The organism is Microbacterium sp. PMB16 (assembly GCF_051294855.1).
Taxonomy (GTDB): Bacteria; Actinomycetota; Actinomycetes; order Actinomycetales; family Microbacteriaceae; genus Microbacterium.
The window spans coordinates 1,977,662-1,998,553 of record NZ_CP145908.1 but is presented as its reverse complement, the minus strand read 5'-3'; the positions used below and the strand labels follow the sequence as shown (position 1 = coordinate 1,998,553).

Here is a 20,892-nt window from a genome sequence, read left to right as displayed (position 1 = left end):
GTTACTTGACCAACGGGAAGAGGATCGTCTCGCGGATGCCGAGACCGGTGATCGCCATGAGCAGGCGGTCGATCCCCATCCCCATGCCGCCGGACGGCGGCATCCCGTGCTCGAGAGCACGCAGGAACTCCTCGTCGACCGGCATGGCCTCCACATCGCCCCGCGCTGCGAGCTTCGCCTGCTCGACGAAGCGCTCGCGCTGGATGACCGGATCGACGAGCTCCGAGTAGCCGGTCGCCAGTTCGAACCCACGGATGTACAGGTCCCACTTCTCCACGACGCCCGCGATCGACCGGTGCTCGCGCACCAGAGGCGACGTGTCGACCGGGAAGTCCATCACGAAGGTCGGCCGCACGAGGTCGCCCTTCACGAAGTGCTCCCACAGCTCCTCGATGAGCTTGCCGTGGGTCGCCTGCGGCGGGAGGTCGACGCCGTTGGCCTCCGCGAATGCGATCAGGTCATCCACCGCATCCTGCGGCGTGAACGAACGACCCGCTGCCGTCGAGAGCGAGTCGTACATCGAGATGCGGTCCCACTCGCCACCGAGGTCGTAGTCGGTACCATCTGCCCAGGTCACGGTCGTCGAACCGGACACGGCGACTGCGGCCTGCTGCACGAGCTCCTGGGTGAGCGCCGCCATCTGGTTGTAGTCGCCGTAGGCCTGGTAGGCCTCGAGCATCGCGAACTCCGGGCTGTGCGTCGAGTCGGCGCCCTCGTTGCGGAAGTTGCGGTTGATCTCGAAGACGCGCTCGATGCCACCGACGACGGCGCGCTTCAGGTAGAGCTCCGGTGCGATCCGCAGGTACAGCTCGGTGTCGAAGGCGTTGGAGTGCGTGACGAACGGGCGAGCGGATGCTCCGCCGTGCTGCACCTGCAGCATCGGGGTCTCCACCTCGAGGTAGTCGTGGCTGGTGAAGGTCGTGCGCAGGCTCGCGTTCACGGCAGCCCGGGCCCGGACGGTGGTGCGGGCCTGCTCGCGGACGATGAGATCGAGGTAGCGGCTGCGGACGCGTCCTTCCTCGCTCAGCTCGGAGTAGGCGTTGGGGAGCGGGAGGATCGCCTTGGATGCGATCTCCCAGCCGTCGGCCATGATCGACAGCTCACCGCGTCGGCTGGAGATGACCTCTCCGTGCACGAACACGTGATCGCCGAGGTCGACGTATTCCTTCCAGTCCGCCAAGGACTCCTCTCCCACGTTCGCGAGGGAGATCATCGCCTGGATGCGCGAGCCATCTCCGGCCTGCAGCGTCGCGAAGCAGAGCTTGCCGGTGTTGCGGCTGAAGACGACGCGGCCGGCGACGCCGACCACGAGACCGGTCTCGGCCCCCGCCTCGAGCTCGCCGTACTCGGCACGCAGTGCGGGAATGGCGTGCGTGACCGGAACAGCGACCGGGAACGCTCCACCGGCAGCATCCGCGCGCTTCGCGATCAGCCGCTCGCGCTTGGCAAGACGCACGGCCTTCTGCTCGTGGACGTCTTCTTCGGTCGAGGGGTCGGCCGAAGCCGATTCGGGCGCGGCGGACGCGTCAGTCATGTGCGGGGCTCCTTGAAGTCCTTCCCAGTTTACCGAGGCGGAATGCCGAGACTGCGGCGCGGCCTGGGTAGCCTCGAAGAATGGCCGCCACACGGATCATCCGCGCGTTCGCAGCACTCACCCTCGGTCTCGCCGTGGTCGCCGCACCGGCTGCGGCATCCGCGGCGGTCTCAGGCTCCGATCGGGCCTCCACCTCGGCCTCCGCCTCCGCGCCCCCGGCGCACAGCCAGGCGGCAAAGCCCGCCGACGTGGACGACTTCTCCTACGCCTCGTGGGACGCCCGGTATGAGGTCGGACTCGACGATGAGGGGCGCGCGCGGATGCGCGTCACCGAGACCGTCGTCGCGCGCTTCCCCGAGTACGACCAGAACCGCGGCATCGTCCGGGGGCTGCCGACGTCCTACGAGGGCGCGGGTATCGATACCCGTGTGCTCTCGGTGAAGGACGACGCGGGGACTGACGTGCCGTTCGAGACGGAAGAGGACGACGGTCTGCTCTTCGTGCTCACCGGCGATGACGACTTTGTGCAGGGCCTCGCGACGTACGTGATCGAGTACGAGATGCGCGATGTGATCCTGGCGGCAGGCGCGTCGAGGGGCTCAGGGGACCAGCGGGGAGGGAATCCGGCGGTGGACGAGTTCTACTGGGACCTCCTCCCCCTCGACAGCACGCAGGCCATCGAGCGGTTCCGTGCCGACATCGTGTTCGACGCGACGATGGCCGACCGACTCGCCGGGTCGACCAGCTGCTACGCCGGCGTCTCGGGTTCGACCGAGAAATGTGAGATCGACGGGCCGACGATCGACGGCGATGTCGCGACGTTCCGGGTCGAATCCGGAGCGCGCGCGGCCGGCGACGGGGTCACCGTGGCGATCGGGTTCGAGCCCGGCACGGCGACGCAGCCATCGGCACGTACGCCGAATCCTGTGACCGACACGGTCCCGCTGGTCGCCGCCATCGGTGCCGGGGCGCTGTCCGTCGGCGCCTGGGCATCGGTGGGGGCCTTCAAGCGCCGCCGTCGCACCGCGACCGGAGTCGTCGTCGCCCAGTACGACGTCCCCGACTCGATGCCGCCGCTGCTCGCCGCCGCCCTGATACCCGGCGCGAAGGACGTGATCCCCGCGGAGATCGTGCACCTCGCCGTCCGCGGCACGCTCCGCATCGAGGAGGGCGGGTCTCCGGAGCATCCGCGTCTGCGACGCATCGCCGGATCGCGCATCCCCGATCAGCTCGACGTCGAGGCACTCGACGCGCTGTTCCTGAAGGCCAATGCCGGGGGCGTCGTCGACGTACCCGCCTCCAGCGAGGCCTTCGCCGGACGGATGAGCGCACTGTTGCAGAGCGGGAAGAACACGGCGGAATCGCGTGGCCTCACCACCACAGCTCGGAGCCGCGGCGCTGCCATCGTGCAGTGGTGCGCCATCGCGGTCGTGATCCTCGGGCTGGGAATCTCCCTCATGGGGGTGATCAGCGGACGAATCTCCGCGGTCCCGGCCCTCGTCGCCGTCTCATTCGGGGTCGTCCTCGTGCTCATCGCGAGCTTCTACTCGTTCTCGAAGCACACCGTCCTCACCGCCGAGGGCGCGCGTGGGTTCGAGCACCTGCAAGGTGTGGAGGAGTTCATCCGTGTGGCGGAGGCCGACCGCCTCCGCATGCTCCAGTCGTACAGCGGGGCGGAGCGCTACCCCGACGGCTCCGCCGACGTGATCCATGTGTACGAGCGCCTCCTCCCCTACGCGATGCTGTTCGGCATGGAGAAGGAGTGGGGCGATGTGCTCGAGCGCGCGTACTCTGCCGCGCAACACGGTCCCTCCTGGATCGGAGACCCCACGACCCCCTACCTCGGCGTCTACCTCGCGTCCTTCACGTCCTCCTCGCACGCGGCTGCGACGTATTCGTCGCCGTCCGCGGCAACGTCGTCGAGCTCGGGAGGTTCGTTCGGTGGCGGATTCTCCGGTGGTGGAGGAGGAGGCGGGTTCTCCGGCGGACGCTGAGCGCCGCCCCGCCGTCAGATCAGCGGCGGGAGATCCGATGCTTCGCGCAGCGCGCGCTCGACGGTCGACTGCACGAGCGCCGAGAGGAAACCACCGGGGTTCTCCACTCCGATCTCACGCAGCCGTGCCGTGGACTGCCCGATGATCGACCGCGAGAACTCGGTGGCGCTCTGGATGGCGTCGGCATAGGCGGCGCGGTCCTCCTCGGCGATCACGATGGGCTCGCAGCCCATCTCGACCGCGAGCGCCTGCGCGATCGGCAGCACCGCGGCCGGCGCCGTCACGGCGGCGAATCCCGCCTGCAGCTGCCGCAGATCGATCGACGTGCCGGTGAACGTGATCGCGGGATGCACGGCCAGCGGAATGGCTCCCCGCTCGGCAGCAGGAGTCAGCACATCGATGCCGTAGGACGCGTCCGTGTGCAGCACCAGCTGCCCGACCTGCCAGCCCCCCACCTCCGCGATGCCCGCGACCAACGACGGCAACTGATCCGTCGGAACCGCAAGGATGACGAGCTCGGCACGGCGCACGACCTCCAGCGCATCCAGCACCGGCACGTCCGGCAGCACGGCGGATGCGCGTTCGTCGTCGGACCCGCTCGTGATGCCGACGACGGCGTGACCGGCGCCACCGAGCGCCGCACCGATCACCGGTCCGACGCGTCCGGCGCCGATGATGCCGACGCCGAGACGTCCATCGCGCACCACGTCGTCAGTCGCCCGTCGTCGCGGGCGGAGCAGGAGGAGGCGCGACCGGCGGCGCAGGCGGCGGCGCAACCGGAGGAGCAGGCGGCGGCGCAGGCGGAGCGACCGGCGCGGGCTGCCCCGGAGCCGCGTGGACCGGCGGCGTATACGTCGGCGGGGCGGGAGGAGCCGCGGCAGCCGCATGCTCGCTCCAACGATGCGTCGTATCGCGCGACGCGGCCTCGGCGGCCGCCCGGCTGACGCCGTCGAGCAGCGCCAGCGCATCGTCGCGTTCGAGTCCGGAGAGATACCCGGTGATGGGGCCCGGAGCGGTGTGCACCTGTGCGCCCGAGACGCGCTGGGCCCGGTCGATCGGTCCCTGCGACAGCGAGACTCCCTGCAGACGGGCGAGCGGGAACACGGCGAGCTTGCGCCACACGATGCCGCGGCGCAGCAGCAGTCCGAAGTCGGCAACAGCGAAGCCGTGACGCTTCCACGAGACCGGACGGCGCCACCAGGCGCGCCGGGGCATCGTGCGGTACGGGTCGCCCTCGATGGGCCCGGTGATGCCGTGGTCCCAGAGGAAGGGGATGCTCTCCGCCGGAACGTCGGGGAGCACGAGTCCGAGCACCCGTTCGACATCGGCGCGCTTGCCCACGGGAAGCACCACGTTGAACTGCTGCGCCGTGCCGGACTGCTGTGCGGACAGGCTCTTGCCGCTCATCCGGTTGATCTTGATCGTCCACCAGCCGAACGGTCGCCACAGCAACGACTGCGAGACCTCGACGGCGAAGATGCGTCCGGGCGGCAGCGTCTCGGTCACGGTCGTCAGCAGACCGTAGGTGATGCGCACGCCGTCTGGCGTGGGCGCGATCGAGTAGCGCAGTGACTTGGAGATCTGCGCCCAGGTGATACCGACGACGGCGATGACCATCGGGATACCCATGCCGAGGCCGATGCCCAGCAGGATGAGTCCGCCGTCGCTTTCACCATCGGAGATCAGTCCGATGATGGTGCTGCCGAGCGCGACCGCGAAGATCACGCCGAAGAACACCAGCCACAGGAGAGCCGAGATCAGCTGCGATCCGATCAACCGACCGGTCGGGATCTTGACCACGCTCTCGGGCGCCACATCCGCCAGATCGACACCGGTGATCAGGCTGTTGACGCCCTCGTTCACCGACCCGACCAGCTGCGCACGAGCAGACGCACGCGTACCGGTCGCTTCCGGAGCGGTCGCCTGCGGGTTCATGGCGGCCTGACGAGCAGCCCTGGCGCCGGAGGCGAGCCGCAGGATGTCGGAGCGCACTTCCTCCGCGCGCGCGGTGGCCAGGTACTCCAGGTCGACGTTCGCGTCGGTTCCGGCCCCGACGACCTCGAGCTTCGCGAGTCCGATGATGCGGGCGGGGAACGGACGCGTGAGGTTGACTCCCTGCACGCGGTCGAGCGGTGCGCGACGGTGCGAACGGAAGACGATGCCCTTGCGCACCTCGACGTGATCGCCCGTGATGCGGAACTGGTGGAATCGCCAGAAGAACCAGAAGATCGCGACCAGCACGACCACGAGGGCCAGCACGCCGAGCAGCACGAGCAGGATCAGGTTGTTCTCGACCACCCAGTCGACGGGGTCGCCGCCGTTGTAGTCGCCGACGTGCGCCTCCTCGGGCGTGAACAGCGCGACGAACCAGTAGATGACCTTGTCCCGCATGTTCGCGATCACGACGCCGGCGAGGATGAGCAACGCCAGCCCGCCCTTGAACAGCGGGGTGAGCGGATGCATCCGGTGCCATTCGCCGTCCGCGAGGTTCGACGACGTCGGGTTCACGCGCGCGGGAGCCTCCGGCGCCCCGGGGACCTGCTGCTCGCTCACAGGCCGGTCCGGCGGGTCTCGGCCACTTCGATGAGCGTGTCGCGCAGCGCTTCGGCCGCACGCTGGGTGAGCCCGGGGATCTGCACGCCGGTGGTGGCCGCTGCCGTCACCATCTTCAGCTGGCTGATACCGAAGGCGCGATCGAGCGGGCCCTGCGTGATGTCGACGAGCTGCATGCGGCCGTAGGGCACCGCGATCATGCGCTGCCACAGGATGCCCTTGCGGAAGACGATGTCGTCGGCGCGGAGCATGTAGCCGATGGCCTTGGCCTGACGCGGCAGGATGATCAACGCGATCACGGTGATGAGGAGGATGACTCCTGCCGGGATCCACACCCAGTCCTGCTCGAGGACGATGTTGAGCACGATGGCCACCGCCGCGACGACGGCGATGAAGATCACGTTCTGCACGATCTGCGAGACCACGTACCGCGGCGAGATCTGGTGCCACGTGCCGTCCAGGTCCAGACGCGCCTCGTTCCGCGCGGTGCGCAGCTGCGTGTAGGTGCCCTGGTCGAGGGCGTCGAGGTCAGTGCCCTCCGCCGGGTTCAGGGGCGCGGTCTCTGGGTTCTGAGTCATCAGGATCCTTCGGCAGGGTGCAGAACTGTTCGGCGACGAGCGCGGCGATCACAAGAACGATCGCGCTCCCGATCAGGGCCAGCATGGCCACAGTCGACCCTACCTGGGGATCGACGGGCCGCGACAGAAGGAACACCAGCAGGCCGGCGCCGAACCCTGCCATGATCGCTCCGAGCAGGCTGGATGACCTGGCCAGCGTCGCCGCCCTGAGCGCGCGGAAGGGATCGATGCGGATGCCGGAGCGCACGCTGCGGCGCACCGGCCAGGCCACGCCGAGCGCGGCCGCGGCGATCAGCAGCAAAAGCACCGGCAGCAGCAGCGAAGGGGTGAACGTCGCGCGACCGCCCGTGGTGAGCAGATGGTCGAGCAGGAAGCCGCCACCCGCGGCGAGCAGTGCCAGCACCGCCAGCACGCCTGCCGACGTGCGTCTCATCCGTCGCCCCGGTCGCGGAGCCGGGTCGCCAGGTCAGCCACCCTGCCGTGTCCCGGCAGTTCGGCGTCGGGGTCGAGGTCCAGCCAGGGGTCGAGCACGAACAACCGCTCCGCGGCGCGCGGGTGTGGCAGCTGGAGGCGCGGTTCATCGGATGCGACATCGCCGTACGCGATGAGGTCGAGGTCGAGGGTGCGATCGCCCCAGCGCTCCCGGCGCTCACGCCCGTTCTCGTCTTCGATGGCGTGCAGCATCCCGAGGAGGATCTCGGGCGCGAGTCTCGTGGTCACCAGCGCGACCGCGTTGACGTATCCGGGCGCGTCGGGGTCGGGCCCGTCCACCCGCAGCGCGACGGTGTCGAAGAGCCGGGACAGACGCACGTCGCTCACCAGGGGCAGCCGCGCGATCCTCTCGGCGGCGGCGCGGATCGTCGCGTGACGCTCGCCGAGGTTCGCGCCGAGCGCGACGACCGCCCGGGCCTCGGGTCGACCGGGACTCCGATTCCCGTGATCCAGCGGGATGGCGAGGTTGCGGCTCATGCGGTGATGTCCTCCAGCCCGACCGGCGTCTGCTTGCGGTGCACCGTGACGGCCACGTCGGCGAAGGTAAGCGGGATGGGGGCGTGGGGTTTGTGCACGGTGACGGTGACGCTCTGCACCCGACGGTCGTCGAGCGCGACACCGGCGATCCGCTCGGCGAGCGTCTCGATCAGGTTGACCGGTTCCCCGGCCACCACGGCTGCCACCTTCTCCGCCAGCTCGCCGTAGTGCACGGTGTCGGTCACCTCGTCGGATGCGGCGGCCTGCTCCAGCGACAGTCGCAGTCGGAGGTCGATGATGAACTCCTGCCCGGCATCCCGCTCATGGTCGTAGACGCCATGGCGGCCGAACACGGTCAGTCCCGTGAGGACGATCTCGTCGAGGAAATCCATGCCCCTAGCGTACGGCGGACGTGCGTGGCCCGTCCTCAGCCTTCCCAGGCGCGGGCGATCGCGAGCGCGTCTCGGGTCGATGCGACGTCGTGCACGCGCACCGCCCACACTCCTGCCCGCACGGCGAGAGCACTCGTGACGGCCGTGGCGAGGTCGCGACGCTCCTCGGACACGTCGGCGTCGGCCGGTGCGCCGTGTCTGAGAGTCTCGGCGAGGAATCGTTTGCGCGAGGTGCCGATCAGCACCCGGGGTCCGAGTGCCACGATCTCGTCGAGCCCCCGGAGCACGTCCCAGTTCTGGGCTCCCGCCTTCGCGAAGCCGATACCCGGGTCGACGATGAGTCGTGACGGTGCGATTCCGGATGCCGCGGCTTCGCCGATGCGCTCCTGGAGCTCGCCGGCGACTTCGCGTGCCGCGCGATGGTATTCGGCCTTCGCGTACATGTCGGCGGAGAAGCCCCGCCAGTGTCCGATCGCGAAGTCGGCCCCGGACTCGGCGACCGCCGCGCGCATCTCCGGGTCAGCCAGGCCACCCGAGACATCGTTCACGATCCTGGCTCCGGCGCGCACCGCCGCAGCAGCCGTGGCCGCATTCAGGGTGTCGATGCTGACGGGCACCCCCGCCGCGACGAGCTGCTCGATGACGGGGATCACCCGCTCCTGCTCGACCTCGGTGCCGACGCGCTCCGCGCCCGGCCGCGTCGATTCGCCGCCGATGTCGAGCACCGTGGCGCCGTCGGCGCGCAGCTGCAGTCCGCGTGCGACCGCACGGTCGACATCGAGGTAGCGCCCACCGTCACTGAACGAATCGGGCGTCACATTGACGATGCCCCAGATCGCGGTCACGAGGAGCGGTCTCCCTGGTTCGAGGAGTGGCCGATCAGCGTGATCAGTTCGGCTCGCGCCGCAGCATCCGTGTACTCGCCGCGCGCGGCGATCGTGAGCGTCGAGGCCTCCGGCTGGCGACTTCCGCGCATGGTCACGCACCCGTGGCTCGCGTCGAGGACGACCAGCACTGCGCGCGTGTCGAGGTTCTCGGCGATGGTGTCGGCGATCTGCTCGCCGAGCCGCTCCTGCACCTGCGGCCGGGCCGCGAGGATCTCGACGACGCGCACGAGCGCACCCAAGCCCACCACTTGCTCGCCGGGGAGATAGGCAATGTGCGCGTGCCCGGCGAAGGGCAGCAGGTGATGCTCGCAGACCGAGCGGAACCGGATGTCACGCAGCAGCACGGCGCCGGACGGGAGCGTGTCGGGCGCCGGTCCACGCGTCACGCTGATCGTGCGTTCCAGCGGCTCCGCAGCATCCGCTCCGACGCCGGCGAAGAACTCCGAGTACAGCTCGGCCATCCGCGTCGGTGTCTGCTTCAGTCCAGGCCGGTCCGGGTCTTCGCCGATCGCTTCGAGCAGCTCTCTGGTGAGCCGTGCGACGCGCTGCCTGTCGACGGTCACGTCACGCCGTCGCAGGACGCGGGTGAGTTGCCCCCGCCGATCCCTGCTGCGCACGCGGTGCCGCGGCCGGAGCCTCGACGGATGCCGCGAGCGACACGTCCTTCTTCGGCACCTCGATCGGCGGGCGCTCGGAGACCGGACGGTCTTCGCTCGACAGCCAGAGCGGACGCTCGGGGAGCTTCTTGATCTCGGTGAAGATCTCGGCGATCTGGTTGTGGTCGAGGGTCTCCTCCTCGAGCAGCGCCAACGCGAGCTTGTCGAGCAGATCGCGGTTCGCGCTGATCACTTCGTACGCCTCGTTGTGGGCCTGCTCGATCAGTGCCCGCACCTCGGCGTCCACGCGCTCAGCGACGCTCTCGGAGTACTCCCGACCGCGCCCCATGTCACGGGCGACGAACACGTCGCCACCCTCGGAGCCGAGCTTGACCGGACCGACCTTCGTCGTCATGCCGTACTCGATGACCATCTTGCGGGCGATGGAGGTCGCCTTCTCGATGTCGTTCGAAGCGCCGGTGGTGGGGTCGTGGAACACGAGCTCCTCCGCGACACGGCCGCCCATGGCATAGGTCAGCTGGTCCTGGAGCTCGTTCCGGGTGACGGAGTACTTGTCGTCGAGCGGCAGCACCATCGTGTACCCGAGCGCCTTGCCACGCGGAAGGATCGTGATCTTCGTCACCGGGTCGGTGTAGTTCATCGCCGCTGCCGCGAGCGCGTGTCCGCCCTCGTGGTACGCCGTGATGAGCTTCTCCTTGTCGCGCATCACGCGCGTGCGACGCTGCGGGCCGGCGATCACGCGATCGATGGCCTCATCGAGGGCGCGGTTGTCGACCAGCTGTGCGTTCGAGCGAGCGGTGAGCAGCGCCGCCTCGTTGAGCACGTTGGCAAGGTCTGCACCGGTGAAGCCGGGGGTCTTGCGAGCGACGACCTCGAGGTCGACGCTCTTCGCGAGGGGCTTGCCCTTGCTGTGCACCTCGAGGATCCGCTGGCGGCCCTTGAGGTCGGGCGCATCGACGCCGATCTGACGATCGAAACGGCCGGGACGCAGCAGCGCGGGGTCGAGGATGTCGGGGCGGTTGGTCGCCGCGATCACGATCACGTTGGCGTTGGGGTCGAAGCCGTCCATCTCGACCAGCATCTGGTTAAGGGTCTGCTCGCGCTCGTCGTTGCCGCCGCCCATGCCGGCGCCGCGGTGGCGGCCGACGGCGTCGATCTCGTCGATGAAGATGATGGCGGGCGCGTTCTCCTTGGCCTGGCCGAAGAGGTCGCGGACTCGGGAGGCACCGACGCCGACGAACATCTCGACGAAGTCCGATCCGGAGATCGAGTAGAACGGGGCTCCCGCCTCGCCGGCGACGGCACGGGCGAGCAGCGTCTTTCCGGTTCCGGGAGGGCCGTACAGCAGCACGCCCTTCGGGATGCGGGCGCCGATCGCCTGGAACTTGCCCGGATCCTGGAGGAACTCCTTGATCTCGTGCAGCTCTTCGATGGCCTCATCCGCACCGGCGACGTCGGCGAACGTGACCGTCGGGGTCTCCTTGTTGACGAGCTTGGCCTTGGACTTGCCGAACTGCATGACCTTGCCGCCGCCACCCTGCATCGACGACAGGAGCCACCAGAACAGGAGGCCGAGCAGCACGAGGGGCAGCAGCAGCGAGAGGAAGCCGTCGAACCAGGTCGCGCGCGGGACAGCGTCGTTGAAGCCGTCCTTCGGGGCCGATTCGTTGATGGCCGAGACCACCTCGTCGGCGCGGGCGTCGACGTAATAGAACTGGACGTTCTCCGAGCCTTCGAACGGCTTCGAGAGCGTCATGTCGACGCGCTGATCGCCATCGGTGTTGACGACCTCGGTGACCGTCTGACCGGAGAGGAGCTTCAGCCCCTCCTGGGTGGTGATCTGCTTGGGTGCCCCGAGGTTCGAGATCAGGAGGAAGCCTCCGAAGAGCAGCACGCCGATCAGCGCGACGTAGATCAGCGGATTCCGGGTGAGCTTCTTCACATCCATGATCGGATCAGCGTATCGCGCGCGTCCTAGGGGGCCGCTGTGCGTTCACCCACGGCGTACCCCTGCGCGGTTCCTGAGCGAGGAGCGCCAGCGACGAGACGAAGGGGGCTCAGGGGTCTTCAGCTGTAGACATGCGGGGCGAGCACGGCGACGTCGCGGAGGTTGCGGTACCGCTCGGCGTAGTCGAGGCCGTATCCGACGACGAAGTCGGTGGGGATGTCGAAGCCGACGTACTTGCAGTCGATGACGACCTTCGCGGCCTCGGGCTTGCGCAGCAGCGCCAGCACCTCGATCGACTCCGCGCCGCGGGAGCCGAAGTTCTCCAGCAGCCAGCTGAGGGTGAGGCCCGAGTCGATGATGTCCTCGACGATGAGGACGTGCTTGCCGTTCAGGTCGGTGTCGAGGTCTTTGCGGATCTGGACCACACCGCTGGACCGGGTGCTCGCGCCGTAGCTGGAGACGGCCATCCAGTCCATCGGGGCGTGGAACGGGAGCGCTCGCGCGAAGTCGGCCATGACCATCACGGCCCCCTTGAGGACGCCGACGAGCACGAGGTCCTTGCCCTCGTAGTCGATGGCCACCTGGGCCGCGAGCTCCTCCAGCTTGGCGAGGATCTGCTCCTCGGTGACGAGGATCTGGGCAAGGTCGTCCTGGATTTCCGCGGCGCGCATGGATCGATTTTAGGCGACGCATCCGGGTGCTCGGACCCCGGTTCGGGGATCCGCAGAATATCCCTGCGCCCGCGGCATCCGCACTACTGTGTCGGGGAGACGGGCGGACGCCCACTGACGGAAGGATTCACCATGGCTCTTGACGACATCCTCAAGCAGGTGCCGATCGACGACATCGCCGAGAAGCTGGGGGTCTCACGCGACGAAGCCAAGGCCGCGGTCGAGCAGGGCGGCGCGGTGCTGCTCGGTGGTCTCGCGAAGAACGCCGAGACCGAAGAAGGATCGGCCGCCATCCAGAAGGCGCTGCGCAAGCACGAGGGGTCGCGCGGCCCCTCGAAGGTCGACGAGGTCGATCAGGCCGACGGCGACAAGATCGTCGCCCACATCCTCGGCTCGAACAAGAAGGAGGTCACCGAGAAGCTCACCGAGTCGAAGGCGACCGCCGGCATCGACTTCGGCAAGCTCCTCCCGATCCTCGCGCCCATCGTGATGGGTCTCATCGCGAACGCGAGCAAGAGCAAGACCGAGAAGTCGGATGCCGGGGCGCAGGATTCCGGCGGAGGCATCGGCGACCTCATCGGCGGTCTCCTCGGCGGCGGGAACAGCGGCGCCGGCAGCAGTGCCGGCGGTGGCGGCCTCGGCGATGTGCTCGGCGGTCTGCTCGGCGGCGGCGGCAACTCCGGCGGTGGAGGAATCGGCGACATCCTGGGTGGCCTCTTCGGCGGCAAGAAGTAGTCAGCGACCGGATGCCGTGAAGACGATCTGCCCGCCGCGGCGCACGGCCGAGCAGCCGGGCAGATCGATCGGCCCCTGACCTGTCCACTCGGTGACGAGTCGGGCGACCTCCACGGTCTGTGTGCGGGTCAGGCTCACGCCGAACTCGCTGTCGACGACGAGCCGGATGATGCGGTTGCGCAGCGCTGCGGGATTCGCTGCGAGTGCCGCGACGCTGACGGATATGCCCGCCTCGGCGTGCTCGACGATGTCCTCGATCGTCTCGTGGATCATCTCGTCGAAGGCCTCGGCGTCTTCCCGCAGCTGCTCAGCCGTGCGGGCGAGCGCTTCGGCGATTCCGGGTCCGAGCTCGGCCTCGAGCACCGGGAGAACACGCTCGCGCACGCGCACCCGGGCGAAACGGTCGTCGAGATTGTGCGGGTCGCCCCAAGGGTCCAGATCGGATGCCGCGCAGAAGGCACGGGTCGTCTCCCGGCGCACTCCGAGCAGTGGTCGCAGCCAGCGCAGCCCCTCGTCGTCCTCGCGCGTCGGCGCCATGCCCTGCAGACTCGCCGCCCCCGATCCGCGGGCCAGGCCGAGCAGCACCGTCTCCGCCTGATCGTCGAGCGTGTGCCCCAGGAGCACCGCGGACGCACCGATCTCGGCCGCGACTTCCCGCAGCACCCGGTAGCGCGCCTCACGCGCCGCCGCCTCCGGGCCGCCCTCGCCCTCGACGTCGACACGCACCACGACGGCTTCGACACCGAGTCCTGTGGCGATGCTCGCTGCACGCGCGGCGACCTCCGCCGAGTCGAGCTGCAGACCGTGATCGACCGTCACGGACGTCACCGGTATCCCCCGCTTCGACGCCTCGAAGGCCGTCGCCGCGGCGAGCGCGAGCGAATCGGCGCCGCCGGAGAGGGCGACGACGACGGTCGCTCCCGGGGGCAGATCGGCGAGCGCGGCACGCACGGTGAGGCGGATCTCGGCGATGGCGGGAGGAAGCGACGGCACCCCTCAACGGTAGGGCACGTCTCCGTCGGCCACGCTCCGGGTCTAGTCTGTCGCCGTGGCAGACAGCGAGAGCACACAGCATTTCCCGACCGAGCGCTTCAAGGCGTTCGCCGACGCGGTCGTCGCGATCGCGATGACCCTCCTGATCCTCCCCCTGCTGGAATCGGTGTCGGAGGCCGGCTCGGAGGGCTTGAACACCGCGGACTTCCTCAGCGAGAACTCGGGCCAGCTGTTCAGCTTCGCGCTGAGCTTCCTGCTCATCGCGAACTTCTGGCTGGAGCACCACCGGCAGTACCTCGAGGTGACGGCCATCACGCCGGCGCTCCTCCGGATCAACATCGCGTGGATGGCGACCATCGTGTGGCTGCCCGTGCCGACGGCGATGCTCGGCCAGATGGACACGGACTCGCTGCAGGAGATCGTCTACATCGGAACTCTGGTCCTCACCCAGGTCACGACCCTCGGCGGTCGGTTGTACCTGCTGCGGCATCCGGAGCTCACCACTGCTCCACCGTCGCGCACCCGACAGGAAGCGATCGGCGATGGCGTCGCGATCATCCTCTTCGCGGTCGCCCTCGGCGTCGCCCTCACCCTCGGCGACAAGGGCTATTACGCTCTGTTCCTCATGTTGCTCACCGGCGTGGTCTCCCGCGCGCTGTACCGGCTCTGGGCTCGGTCTGCACGGCGGCGCACAGACGGGTCCGCCGGAGACGAGCCGGGGACCCCCTCCCCGCGCGAGTAGGCTGGTCCGCGGCATCCAACCGTCTTTTCAGAGGAGCACACGCATGGGCGCACACGACGCCGTCATCGAGATCCCGCGCGGCAGCCGCGTGAAGTACGAGGTCGACCACGAGACCGGACGAGTGCACCTCGACCGCGTGCTCTACACGACCTTCGGCTACCCGGCCGACTACGGCTACTTCGACAACACGCTCGGCGAGGACGGCGACCCGCTCGACGTGCTCGTGCTGCTCGATCACGCCATCTACCCGGGCGTCGTCGTCGAGGTCCGCCCCGTCGCGGTGCTCAAGATGAGCGACGAGGCCGGCGGAGACGACAAGCTCGTCGCCGTGCTGTCGAAGGACCCCCGCTGGGCGCACATCCAGGACATCGGCGACCTGGCCGAGTACACGAAGAAGGAGATCGAGCACTTCTTCGAGCACTACAAGGACCTCGAGCCCAACAAGTGGGTCAAGGTCGACGCCTGGGGCGACGCCGCCGAAGCGCAGCGCATCCTCGATGAGGCCATCGTCCGCGCGGGCGAGCAGGGTCACTGACCCGCCCCGTTCGACGAAAGACCCCGGTCCGCTCAGCGGTCCGGGGGTCTTTTCTCGTGCGGACGGGCGTTCAGACGGAGATGCCCTTGCCCGCCATGAAGTTGATCGGGTTCGTGTAGGCGCCGTTGATGTAGACCTCGAAGTGCAGGTGGCAGCCGAATGAGCCGCCGGTGTTCCCCGCGTAGGCGATGACCTGTCCCGCGTTGACCCACTGGCCACTGCGCACGGCGAATCCGCCCTGCTTGATGTGCGCGTAGCCGGTGGCGACGCCGCCACCGTGCTGGATGCGGACGTAATTGCCGTATCCGCCGTTGTAGAACGCGGCGTCCACGGTGCCCGAGTGCGCGGCGTAGATCGCTGCCCCGCAGCCGTTGGCGAGGTCGACGCCGTAGTGCCAGCTGGACGAGCAGCCGTTGGCGTTGCACTGCTGGGAACGGGGTCCGTAGCCGGAACTGCGGTATCCGCCGTGCGGACGGACCCACCCGCCGTTGCCGGGGGTGCCACCGCCGCCGCTGTTGCCGCCGGCGTTCGCCGCAGCCTCCTCGGCCGCCTTGGCAGCCGCCGCCTCGCGGCGCTTGCGACGTTCGGTCGCGCCCTTCTGGTACTCGGCAACCGTCTTCGACGTCGTGTCCTTGAGCGCTGCGAGCTGGGCCTGCATCGTCTCGAGGTTCTCGGACTGCTCGTCGAGCGCGGCCTGTGCGGCGTCTGCCGCCTGCTGCGCCGCGACCATCTTCTCCTCGGCGATCTGCTGCAGCCGGTCGCGCTCGTCGCGCGCGACCACAGCCTGATCGCTGAGCGACTGCGCGGAGTTGCGGGCAGCGACGGCGTCGTCGTAGACGGACTGGTTGTATTCGAGGAGCTTGTCCATCGTGCCGAGGCGCGCGAGCAGTTCGTCGGCGTTGTTGGCGGAGCCGGCGAAGAACAGCTCGAGAGAGGTGTCGTCACCGCCGTTGCGGTAGAGCTGGGCGGCGACCTGACCGGCCTTGCGCGCGGATTCATCGGCGACAGCCGCTTGAGCGTCGGCCTTCTCCTGCAGCGTCTCCGCCTCGGCGATCGCGGCGAAGTAGTTCTGCTGGGCCTCGTAGAACTCGTCGGATGCCACCTTCGCAGCGGCCTGAGTGTCGGCGACCTTCTGCGTGAGGGACTGGATCAGCCCTTCGATGCGGCTGACCTCCGCGGCCTTCGCCGCCTGGTTCTTCTTCGCCGCTACGACGTCGTCCCAATCCGGATACGTCGCCGCATACGCGGCAGACACACCGGATGAGATGCCGAAGGCGCTGAGCGAGACGACGCTGAGCACGCCGAGGCCGAGGGCCCCACGACGACTGATGCCCATCTTCGCGAAGGCGCGACTCTCTGACGCGCTGGGCGCGCAGCCACATTCCTCGGATGCTGCCTCAGCAGCATCCAGCGTGATCCTGTCGTTCACTCGGCCCCTTCCGCCGGTTTCACACATGTCACACTAACAACAACATTCACATCAGCAACAGAGTGAAAATGCGGATGCCGCGGCACGCCTGACCTGCCCATCGTCCTCCCGATCGACGCTTCGACGAAGCCGCCGCGCCCTCGATTCGCGATTTGCCCGAAACATCCCTTATGCTTGAGCGTCGGCAAGGAAGTCCCCCGGGACTGACTCGGCCCCATCGTTTAGCGGCCTAGGACGCCGCCCTTTCACGGCGGTAGCACGGGTTCGAATCCCGTTGGGGTCACTCCATCCGATACAATTGAAAACAAGTATGGCCCTGTAGCGCAGTTGGTTAGCGTGCCGCCCTGTCACGGCGGAGGTCGCGGGTTCAAGTCCCGTCAGGGTCGCTCCATGCGATGAGCTCTTTCTTCGGAGGGGGCTTTTCGTCTAGGACGCGACAGGTTCGCCGGTCGCGCGGCTCTGTAGCTCAGTTGGTAGAGCGCACGACTGAAAATCGTGAGGTCACGGGATCGACGCCCGTCGGAGCCACAGGGTGATCATTACAATCACCTTAGAAACCCTCGCCTAGCTTCTACATGGCGGGGGTTTTGCTTTGCCCTGGCGAGAGCTGGTCGAGCGAGCGAACCGAGTCGAAGCGCCTCACTTGTGGTGGTCCTGAGGGATAGTCGTTTCCGCCCGTACGCTGGACACATGCCGCCCCCGTCTCGCCGCATCGAACTCACGCTGCGCAAGCCCTGGTTCGCGCTGTACGCCGGAGTGCGCCCCACGCTGGTCATCGGTGGGCGGGGCCAACCGACCCAATGGGGACTCGGCACCTGGCAGGTTCCGGCCGACGAGACCGTCGTCCTCGGCGTCTACCTGTTCAACCGGATGTGGCGGTTCGGTCAGGCGGAGGTCGCACTGAAGCCCCACGACGCACCAGCACTCGAGTACCGGGCGCCGGCGCTGCCCTTCCTGAAGGGCCGGATCCGTCATGACCGCTGATCGCGCACTGCCGAACCTCCCCTCCAGCGACTTCGCGGTCACCCGGCGGTTCTACGAGAGCTTCGGGTTCCACATCACCTACAGCGACGACGGGTGGATGATCCTCCAGCGCGGCACGGTCGAGATCGAATTCTTCTCACACCCCGACGTCGACCCTCTTTCCAGCAGCCATCAGTGCACGATCCGGGTCGCCGATCTCGACGAGCTCTGGCAGGCGATCCATGCGACAGGAGTGCCGGTGACCGACACCGGCCATCCGCGCCTCCACGAACCGCGGATGCAGGACTGGGGCATGCAGGCGGGGTACCTCATCGACCCCGACGGCACGCAGCTCACCCTCATCGAGAACCTGAGCTGAATCTCGCTAGAACTCCTCCAGCGCGCGCCTGGCGTCTGCGACCTCGCTGGTGGCGGCAGCCGCCTGCTCTGCGGCTCTCGTCCGCTCCTTCTCCGCGTCGGGGATGTCCCGCTGCACCTGCTTCATCTCGGTGCGCACTTTCGTCAGCTGTGCGTCGAGCTCCGCCTCCGTCGCCGCGAGCTCCTCGGCCTTCTCCTGAATCCGACGCAGCGCCTTGTCGCGCTTCGCCAGGTCCCGCTCCGCCGCCACCAGGTCCTTCTCGGCGGAGTGCACGCGGCGCTCGGCTTCACGTTTCTCCCGACGAGCCTTGAGCTCGTCGGCGGGGCGCTCGGGCGGTGCCCCCAGGGTGGGAACACCTCCCGCCACGGCGTCGCGCACGTCGGTCGATGACCCGGAAGGCTCGAGCGCGCGAATCAGCCGACCGGAGGCGACGGCCGCCGCCGCGTCAGGATCGAAGAAAGCGGCGGATATGCTCTGCTCGACTGCTTCCAAAGTCGCAGGGGTGACGCGTTCGCCCCGCGATCCTGCCAGTTCGGCCGCTGTCTCCGCGAGCCGCCTCGTGAGCATCCTCCGCTCCCGACCGAGCTTCGCGAGAGCGGCGGCATCCAGATCCTCCTGCGCCTCGCGCAGCTCCGCTGCGAGCTGCAGCGCCTGATCCAGCTGTCCAGCACGCTCCTGCGCGAAGACATTCACCACCCAGGCGGCGACGGATGGCTTGCGGAGACTTCGGATCTGCGCCGCGAGCGCGGCGTCGCCCGCGTCCTTCGCGCGCGCATTCCGGCCGGAGACGAAATCCTCCGGAGGTCCGGCGTAGAGTTCCGTCGCGATCTCCTCCAGCGTCGGATCGGCCATGCGCCAACGATACGCCGCCACCACCGGGCCGTCGCGGCGACCCGCTACTCGAGGTGGAGGTGCTCACCCCAGCCGGAGCCGACCAGGACCCGTGCCTTGAACGCCCCATTCCCGCTGCCGGGATAAAGGTAGAGGTCTCCCGCCGGCGTGCGCGCGAGAAGGTCGGCGAATCCGTCGCCGTCGTAGTCGACGCCACCCGTCAGCGCAGTGAATTCCTGCCAGCCCTCCCCGACGTTGCGCGCCGGCGCGAAGCCGCTGATCGCCCCGGAGTAGAACATCAGAGCGCCGGAATCCCGCACGGCGATGATGTCGCCCCGGCCGTCGTTGTCGAAGTCGCCGCCGACGAGGAAGTGGAAGTTCTCCCACCCTCCACCGATCGCCTGATTCGGCTTCGCGAAGCCGCCGGCACCGTCGCCCCGATAGATCGTGAGGACTCCGGTCGACGACACTCCGAGAACGTCTTGCTTGCCGTCACTGTTGTAGTCCGCCCCGGATGCGACATGCAGCATGTCGTACCACCCTGTGCCGGGACTCACCGAGGGAGACCGGAACCCGCCGGCGCCGTTGCCCGCGTAGAACTCGAGTCCCCGCGTGCTCGCGACCAGGATGTCGCCCTTCGTGTCGCCGTTGAAGTCAGCGTGAGTGATGTGCCTGCGGGTGTCTCCCCAGGATGGGGACACCGTGGTCGCTGCCTGGAAGCCGCCCTTGCCCGTGCCCGCGCGAAGGCGCAGATCGCCGTTCCCGGCGATGAAGAGAAGGTCCGCTGCCTTGTCGCCGGTGTAGTCGGCCGAGCCGAACTGCGCGCCGGGTGAGCTGCCGAGGCCCGGAAGGTACAGCGGGATGAAGCCGCCGCGGGCGACGTTCGCGAGGCAGGTGAACCCCTGGTTGATGGGCGTGTAGACGGCGCCCTTCAGCCGCACCTCGAAATGAAGGTGGAATGCGGACGTCGCTCCGGTCTTCCCGACGACGCCGATCTGCTGCCCGCGGGTCACCCGCGTGCCGGGCGCGAACGTCCCGGGAGCCGCCATGTGCGCGTAGCGGGTGATGTACCCGCCGGGGTGCTCGATGTCTGTGTAGTTGCCGTAGCCGCCGTTCGACGTGCGCGCTTTGACCACGCCGTCGTACGCGGCGAGGATCGGGGCGCCGCCGGCACCGGTGATGTCGATCCCATCGTGGACGCGGTGGTTGCCGCGGCATCCGTCGCCGACCTTCGACTGGATGTTGCCGGAAGCCGGATAGATCATCTGGCCGTCGGTCGCAGCGGCAGCAGGTGCGACACCGGAGACCGAGGGGACGAGGACTCCTGCGACCAGAACCAGCCCCGTCGCGAATCCGATCCGGGCAAGACGCCATCGGGATGTTCGCTTCATCTCGCGTACTCTCTTGCTCGGTGGGCCCCAGGGACGCAGTGTCCTCCGCCGTCACCGTACCAGGACCGGGTAAGTCAGTCCGAGAGCGCCGCCCACGGATGCGAGGGATCGATCCGGGCGATGGTCTCGGACAACCAGCGGCGCTGCCGACCGTTCAGCAGTGGCAGATTCGCGCGCGCGTCGACGATATCCTTCTCCCGTACCTGCGCGAGCTTCATGAGGAGCACGATCTCGGGGTTGAGGTAGCGGAGCCCGTCATCGTCGATCCAGGTCACCTCATCGAGGTCGTACTCCTGCTCAGGGAGGCGCTTGTTGGTCCACCGTCCCGCGCGGAATCGAGTCAGCGGAATGTCGAGGATCCAGGGCGCCGTGGCATCCCTGCGCACCCAGATCCCACTCTCGGCGCGGATCTCGCCGAATCGGCCGTCGAACGGCCGCAGCCACCCGTCGTCGGCGTTCCAAGTCGTCCACCCGCGCTCGGCGAGGAACAGCCGCAACGACTCGGCGTCGTCATGGGCGATGGAGATGTCCAGGTCCTCATGGCCTCGGCTCACGCCAGTGCTCTTCTCCAGCGCCCATCCGCCGATGATCCACCACGGACGATCGAATCCGGCAAGGAATTCACCGATGGATTCGGGGGTGAGCGGGTCCCAGCCGCCGTACCAGCGCGCGAACTCGGCGGGTGGCAGCGGCCGAGCGGACGGCGGCTGTGGCAAGGGGACGGGTGATGCGGACACAGGCCAAGGCTAGA

22 protein-coding genes and 3 tRNA genes are annotated in these 20,892 nt (G+C 68.5%); 9 read left to right on the top strand and 16 right to left on the bottom strand.

From position 1 onward, the window contains the following. Position 1 precedes the first annotated feature (1 nt). Positions 2-1,534 carry a lysine--tRNA ligase gene (gene lysS, locus V5D55_RS09520; RefSeq protein WP_435749159.1) on the bottom strand — a complete coding sequence of 511 codons (1,533 nt, stop codon included), beginning with the start codon at positions 1,532-1,534 and terminating at the stop codon, positions 2-4. 80 nt (positions 1,535-1,614) lie between these two features. On the opposite strand from lysS, the gene V5D55_RS09515 reads away from it, so the two are divergent. After that, on the top strand, positions 1,615-3,528 hold the full coding sequence (locus tag V5D55_RS09515) for a DUF2207 domain-containing protein (RefSeq protein ID WP_435749158.1): 1,914 nt from the start codon (positions 1,615-1,617) through the stop codon (positions 3,526-3,528). 14 nt (positions 3,529-3,542) lie between these two features. Here V5D55_RS09515 and V5D55_RS09510 read toward each other — a convergent pair whose 3' ends face one another. From V5D55_RS09510 to hpt, 10 genes are all read right to left on the bottom strand, one after another. Next, on the bottom strand, positions 3,543-4,235 hold the full coding sequence (locus V5D55_RS09510) for a DUF2520 domain-containing protein (protein ID WP_435749157.1): 693 nt from the start codon (positions 4,233-4,235) through the stop codon (positions 3,543-3,545). Between the two features lie 4 nt (positions 4,236-4,239). After that, on the bottom strand, positions 4,240-6,081 hold the full coding sequence (locus V5D55_RS09505) for a PH domain-containing protein (protein ID WP_435749156.1): 1,842 nt from the start codon (positions 6,079-6,081) through the stop codon (positions 4,240-4,242). Beyond that, entirely contained in the window at positions 6,078-6,659 is a 582-nt protein-coding gene (locus V5D55_RS09500) for a PH domain-containing protein (RefSeq protein ID WP_435749155.1), read from the bottom strand. The genes V5D55_RS09505 and V5D55_RS09500 overlap by 4 nt, the downstream gene beginning before the upstream one ends. Next, complete coding sequence (locus V5D55_RS09495) at positions 6,610-7,092, bottom strand: DUF3180 domain-containing protein (protein ID WP_435749153.1); 483 nt, start codon at positions 7,090-7,092, stop codon at positions 6,610-6,612. Before V5D55_RS09495 ends, V5D55_RS09500 begins: the two co-directional genes overlap by 50 nt. Next, complete coding sequence (gene folK / locus V5D55_RS09490; RefSeq protein WP_435749152.1) at positions 7,089-7,628, bottom strand: 2-amino-4-hydroxy-6-hydroxymethyldihydropteridine diphosphokinase; 540 nt, start codon at positions 7,626-7,628, stop codon at positions 7,089-7,091. Before folK ends, V5D55_RS09495 begins: the two co-directional genes overlap by 4 nt. Next, positions 7,625-8,020 (bottom strand): dihydroneopterin aldolase, encoded by a 396-nt coding sequence (gene folB / locus V5D55_RS09485; RefSeq protein WP_435749151.1) that lies wholly within the window; start codon positions 8,018-8,020, stop codon positions 7,625-7,627. Before folB ends, folK begins: the two co-directional genes overlap by 4 nt. Positions 8,021-8,055: 35 nt before the next feature. Then, positions 8,056-8,865: a dihydropteroate synthase gene (gene folP, locus V5D55_RS09480; protein ID WP_435749150.1), complete on the bottom strand. Its 810-nt coding sequence runs from the start codon at positions 8,863-8,865 to the stop codon at positions 8,056-8,058. Next, positions 8,862-9,470 (bottom strand): GTP cyclohydrolase I, encoded by a 609-nt coding sequence (gene folE / locus V5D55_RS09475; RefSeq protein WP_435749149.1) that lies wholly within the window; start codon positions 9,468-9,470, stop codon positions 8,862-8,864. Before folE ends, folP begins: the two co-directional genes overlap by 4 nt. A 1-nt stretch (position 9,471) precedes the next feature. Continuing rightward, positions 9,472-11,472, bottom strand: a complete 2,001-nt coding sequence (ftsH, locus tag V5D55_RS09470; RefSeq protein WP_435749148.1) for an ATP-dependent zinc metalloprotease FtsH — start codon at positions 11,470-11,472, stop codon at positions 9,472-9,474. A gap of 119 nt (positions 11,473-11,591) precedes the next feature. After that, a complete protein-coding gene (gene hpt / locus V5D55_RS09465; RefSeq protein WP_307376890.1) occupies positions 11,592-12,143 on the bottom strand; it encodes a hypoxanthine phosphoribosyltransferase in 552 nt (183 codons plus the stop codon). A 132-nt stretch (positions 12,144-12,275) separates the two neighbouring features. On the opposite strand from hpt, the gene V5D55_RS09460 reads away from it, so the two are divergent. After that, a complete protein-coding gene (locus V5D55_RS09460) occupies positions 12,276-12,878 on the top strand; it encodes a DUF937 domain-containing protein (RefSeq protein ID WP_435749147.1) in 603 nt (200 codons plus the stop codon). Here V5D55_RS09460 and tilS read toward each other — a convergent pair whose 3' ends face one another. Next, positions 12,879-13,871 (bottom strand): tRNA lysidine(34) synthetase TilS, encoded by a 993-nt coding sequence (gene tilS, locus V5D55_RS09455; RefSeq protein WP_435749146.1) that lies wholly within the window; start codon positions 13,869-13,871, stop codon positions 12,879-12,881. 55 nt (positions 13,872-13,926) lie between these two features. Here tilS and V5D55_RS09450 point away from each other — a divergent pair, with 55 nt between their 5' ends. Together V5D55_RS09450 and V5D55_RS09445 are read left to right on the top strand one after the other, a co-directional pair. Then, complete coding sequence (locus V5D55_RS09450; protein ID WP_435749145.1) at positions 13,927-14,613, top strand: TMEM175 family protein; 687 nt, start codon at positions 13,927-13,929, stop codon at positions 14,611-14,613. 43 nt (positions 14,614-14,656) lie between these two features. After that, the gene (locus V5D55_RS09445) at positions 14,657-15,148 is read left to right on the top strand and encodes an inorganic diphosphatase (protein ID WP_435749144.1); all 492 of its coding nucleotides are present in this window, start codon (positions 14,657-14,659) and stop codon (positions 15,146-15,148) included. A 70-nt stretch (positions 15,149-15,218) separates the two neighbouring features. Here the strand turns inward: V5D55_RS09445 and V5D55_RS09440 are convergent, their stop codons facing one another. Next, positions 15,219-16,577: a M23 family metallopeptidase gene (locus tag V5D55_RS09440; protein ID WP_435749143.1), complete on the bottom strand. Its 1,359-nt coding sequence runs from the start codon at positions 16,575-16,577 to the stop codon at positions 15,219-15,221. A gap of 210 nt (positions 16,578-16,787) precedes the next feature. Here V5D55_RS09440 and V5D55_RS09435 point away from each other — a divergent pair. From V5D55_RS09435 to V5D55_RS09415, 5 genes are all read left to right on the top strand, one after another. Continuing rightward, positions 16,788-16,860: transfer RNA gene (locus V5D55_RS09435), tRNA-Glu, on the top strand. A gap of 29 nt (positions 16,861-16,889) precedes the next feature. Next, positions 16,890-16,963, top strand: a tRNA-Asp gene (locus V5D55_RS09430). A 69-nt stretch (positions 16,964-17,032) separates the two neighbouring features. Continuing rightward, positions 17,033-17,105 (top strand) — tRNA-Phe (locus tag V5D55_RS09425). Between the two features lie 162 nt (positions 17,106-17,267). After that, entirely contained in the window at positions 17,268-17,561 is a 294-nt protein-coding gene (locus tag V5D55_RS09420) for a hypothetical protein (protein ID WP_435749142.1), read from the top strand. Continuing rightward, on the top strand, positions 17,551-17,919 hold the full coding sequence (locus tag V5D55_RS09415; protein ID WP_435749141.1) for a bleomycin resistance protein: 369 nt from the start codon (positions 17,551-17,553) through the stop codon (positions 17,917-17,919). The genes V5D55_RS09420 and V5D55_RS09415 overlap by 11 nt, the downstream gene beginning before the upstream one ends. A 6-nt stretch (positions 17,920-17,925) precedes the next feature. On the opposite strand, the gene V5D55_RS09410 is transcribed toward V5D55_RS09415, so the two are convergent. From V5D55_RS09410 to V5D55_RS09400, 3 genes are all read right to left on the bottom strand, one after another. Further along, on the bottom strand, positions 17,926-18,771 hold the full coding sequence (locus V5D55_RS09410; protein WP_435749140.1) for a transposase: 846 nt from the start codon (positions 18,769-18,771) through the stop codon (positions 17,926-17,928). A gap of 44 nt (positions 18,772-18,815) precedes the next feature. Continuing rightward, positions 18,816-20,141, bottom strand: coding sequence for a peptidoglycan DD-metalloendopeptidase family protein (locus V5D55_RS09405; RefSeq protein WP_435749139.1), 1,326 nt, complete (start codon positions 20,139-20,141; stop codon positions 18,816-18,818). Between the two features lie 74 nt (positions 20,142-20,215). Beyond that, a complete protein-coding gene (locus V5D55_RS09400) occupies positions 20,216-20,878 on the bottom strand; it encodes a nucleotidyltransferase domain-containing protein (protein WP_435749138.1) in 663 nt (220 codons plus the stop codon). Positions 20,879-20,892: the final 14 nt, after the last annotated feature.

Coding starts and splice junctions, on each gene's coding strand:
- lysS (WP_435749159.1), bottom strand. CDS start 1,534: ATGACTGACGCGTCCGCCGCGCCCGAATCGGCTTCGGCCGACCCCTCG.
- V5D55_RS09515 (WP_435749158.1), top strand. CDS start 1,615: ATGGCCGCCACACGGATCATCCGCGCGTTCGCAGCACTCACCCTCGGT.
- V5D55_RS09500 (WP_435749155.1), bottom strand. CDS start 6,659: ATGACTCAGAACCCAGAGACCGCGCCCCTGAACCCGGCGGAGGGCACT.
- V5D55_RS09495 (WP_435749153.1), bottom strand. CDS start 7,092: ATGAGACGCACGTCGGCAGGCGTGCTGGCGGTGCTGGCACTGCTCGCC.
- folK (WP_435749152.1), bottom strand. CDS start 7,628: ATGAGCCGCAACCTCGCCATCCCGCTGGATCACGGGAATCGGAGTCCC.
- folB (WP_435749151.1), bottom strand. CDS start 8,020: ATGGATTTCCTCGACGAGATCGTCCTCACGGGACTGACCGTGTTCGGC.
- ftsH (WP_435749148.1), bottom strand. CDS start 11,472: ATGGATGTGAAGAAGCTCACCCGGAATCCGCTGATCTACGTCGCGCTG.
- hpt (WP_307376890.1), bottom strand. CDS start 12,143: ATGCGCGCCGCGGAAATCCAGGACGACCTTGCCCAGATCCTCGTCACC.
- V5D55_RS09460 (WP_435749147.1), top strand. CDS start 12,276: ATGGCTCTTGACGACATCCTCAAGCAGGTGCCGATCGACGACATCGCC.
- V5D55_RS09445 (WP_435749144.1), top strand. CDS start 14,657: ATGGGCGCACACGACGCCGTCATCGAGATCCCGCGCGGCAGCCGCGTG.
- V5D55_RS09420 (WP_435749142.1), top strand. CDS start 17,268: ATGCCGCCCCCGTCTCGCCGCATCGAACTCACGCTGCGCAAGCCCTGG.
- V5D55_RS09415 (WP_435749141.1), top strand. CDS start 17,551: ATGACCGCTGATCGCGCACTGCCGAACCTCCCCTCCAGCGACTTCGCG.
- V5D55_RS09410 (WP_435749140.1), bottom strand. CDS start 18,771: ATGGCCGATCCGACGCTGGAGGAGATCGCGACGGAACTCTACGCCGGA.
- V5D55_RS09405 (WP_435749139.1), bottom strand. CDS start 20,141: ATGAAGCGAACATCCCGATGGCGTCTTGCCCGGATCGGATTCGCGACG.